The organism is Polaromonas sp. P1_G4, from assembly GCF_056405475.1.
Window position 1 is genome coordinate 1 of sequence record NZ_JBFUCA010000595.1, and the last position, 2,353, is coordinate 2,353.

Genomic DNA, 2,353 nt, shown 5'->3' on the forward strand with positions numbered 1-2,353 from the left:
GCCCTGAACTTTGAACAGGGCGCGGCCTGGGACAACCCCATGGGCACCGACGGTTTTGAGTTCATTGAATATGCGGCACCCGACCCTGTCGCCATGGGTGCGTTGTTCGAGCGCATGGGCTTCACGCCGATTGCCAAACACCGCCACAAGAATGTCACGCTGTACCGCCAGGGCGGCATCAACTTCATCCTCAATGCTGAGCCCGACTCGTTTGCCCAGCGCTTTGCGCGCCAGCACGGCCCCAGCGTCTGCGCCATCGCTTTTCGCGTGCAGGACGCCAAGGCCGCCTATGAACGCGCAATCTCACTGGGCGCCTGGGGGTATGCCCACACATCGGCGCCTGGTGAGCTGAACATTCCGGCCATCAAGGGTATTGGCGATTCGATCATCTACTTCATCGACAAATGGCGCGGCAAGAACGGCGCGCAACCCGGCGACATCGGCAACATCGGCTTTTACGACGTGGACTTTGAAGCCTTGCCCGGCGTGCAGGGTGACGCGCTGAACCCCGCCGGCCACGGCCTGACGTATATCGACCACCTGACGCACAACGTGCACCGCGGCCGCATGGACGAATGGGCCGGCTTTTACGAACGGCTCTTCAATTTCCGCGAAATCCGCTACTTCGACATCGAAGGCCAGGTCACCGGCGTGAAGAGCAAGGCCATGACCAGCCCCTGCGGCAAGATCCGCATCCCGATCAACGAAGAGGGCAACGAAAAAGCCGGCCAGATTCAGGAGTACCTGGACCGCTACCAGGGCGAAGGCATCCAGCACATCGCCATGGGCAGCAACGACCTGTTCACTACGGTGGATGCATTGCGCAGCAGCGGCGTGAAGCTGCTGGACACGATCGACACCTATTACGAGCTGGTCGACAAACGCATCCCCGGACACGGCGAGAGCGTGRCCGATTTGAAGAAGCGCAAGATCCTGGTGGATGGAAAAAAGGGCGCGTTGCTGCTGCAGATCTTCAGTGAAAACCAGCTCGGCCCGATCTTCTTCGAGTTCATCCAGCGCAAGGGCGACGACGGTTTCGGCGAAGGCAATTTCAAGGCGCTGTTTGAAAGCATCGAGCTGGACCAGATGCGCCGCGGGGTTTTGTCGGGCGCCAAGGCAAGCGCACAATAAAGTTTTTCCATCCCCCAACCTCACGGAGATTGCCATGTCACTTTGCCCGCAACTGCCCCATCGCCTGGCCGCATTGGGTGTCGCCACCGCTGCATTTTTTGCGGTGACGGGGGCATATGCCCAGACGGCGGTCAGCGTCGCTCCGGCCTCCAGCCTGGACAGCGTGCAAAAAGCCGGCGTGCTGCGCATCTGCACGCCGGGCGACTACAAGCCCTTCAGCTTCCAGAAGCCCGACGGCACGTTTGAAGGTATCGACGTGGACCTGATGGCCTCCCTCACGGCCAGCCTGGGTGTGAAGCCTGAGTGGGTCAAGACCAGCTGGTCCAACCTGATGCCCGACATGGCGGGCGGCAAATGCGACATGGCTGTTGGCGGCATCTCGGTAACCACCGAGCGGCAAAAGCGCGCCTTCTTCAGCACGCCCTACATGGTCAACGGCAAGACGCCAATTGCGCGCTGCGCCGATGTGGCCAAATACCAGACCGTGGCCGACATCGACAAGCCCGCCACGCGCGTCATCTTCAATCCGGGCGGCAGCAACGAGCGTTTTGCCCGCGCCAACTTCAAGCAGGCGCAGATGCGGCTCAACCCCGAGAACCTGACGATCTTTGACGAAATCCTGGCCAACCGCGCCGATGTCTTCGTCACCGAATCGGCCGAGGCGATCACCCAGCAGAGGCTGAAGCCGGGCCTGTGCGCGATCAACCCCGACAAACCGCTGCAGTACGGCGAAATGGCTTACCTGTTGCCGCGCGGGGACGTGACGTTCAAAGCTTACGTGGACCAGTGGCTGCACCTGGCCAAAGCCAGCGGTRACTACCAGCGCGTGGAGAGCCAATGGCTGAAGTAGAGAGCAACACGCCACCGCCGGCAGTCTACGGCCAGTCTGACCGCCCGCCGCGGGGTGACTACGCACGTGGCGGCCAGGTCAATGCGGACTACACCTGCCCCCAAAACTACGCGGCCTATACCGCGCAAGACCACGACACCTACCGGCGCCTCTACACGCGGCAGACGGCGCTTCTGGCGGGCCGGGCCTGCAGCGCATTTATCAAAGCCCTGCCCAGCCTGGGCGCAAGTGATGCCATCCCGCGGTTTGAAGACGTGAACGAGCGGCTCTTCAAAGCCACTGGCTGGCAGCTGGTGGGTGTGCCGGGGCTGATTCCCGAGGTGCCCTTTTTCACGTTGCTGGCGAATCGCAAGTTTCCGGTGACGGACTGGA

General features: G+C 61.8%; 2 protein-coding genes and 1 pseudogene. All 3 read left to right on the forward strand.

Going from position 1 to position 2,353, the window contains the following annotated elements:
• The first annotated feature begins 39 nt into the window (after positions 1–39).
• Positions 40–1,131, forward strand: coding sequence for a 4-hydroxyphenylpyruvate dioxygenase (gene hppD, locus AC1D1X_RS20980; protein ID WP_477699077.1), 1,092 nt, complete (start codon positions 40–42; stop codon positions 1,129–1,131).
• Between the two features lie 34 nt (positions 1,132–1,165).
• Positions 1,166–1,981: a transporter substrate-binding domain-containing protein gene (locus AC1D1X_RS20985; RefSeq protein ID WP_477699076.1), complete on the forward strand. Its 816-nt coding sequence runs from the start codon at positions 1,166–1,168 to the stop codon at positions 1,979–1,981.
• Positions 1,969–2,353, forward strand: a pseudogene (locus AC1D1X_RS20990) (phenylalanine 4-monooxygenase); the annotation flags it as partial. The gene AC1D1X_RS20985 and the pseudogene AC1D1X_RS20990, both read left to right, overlap by 13 nt.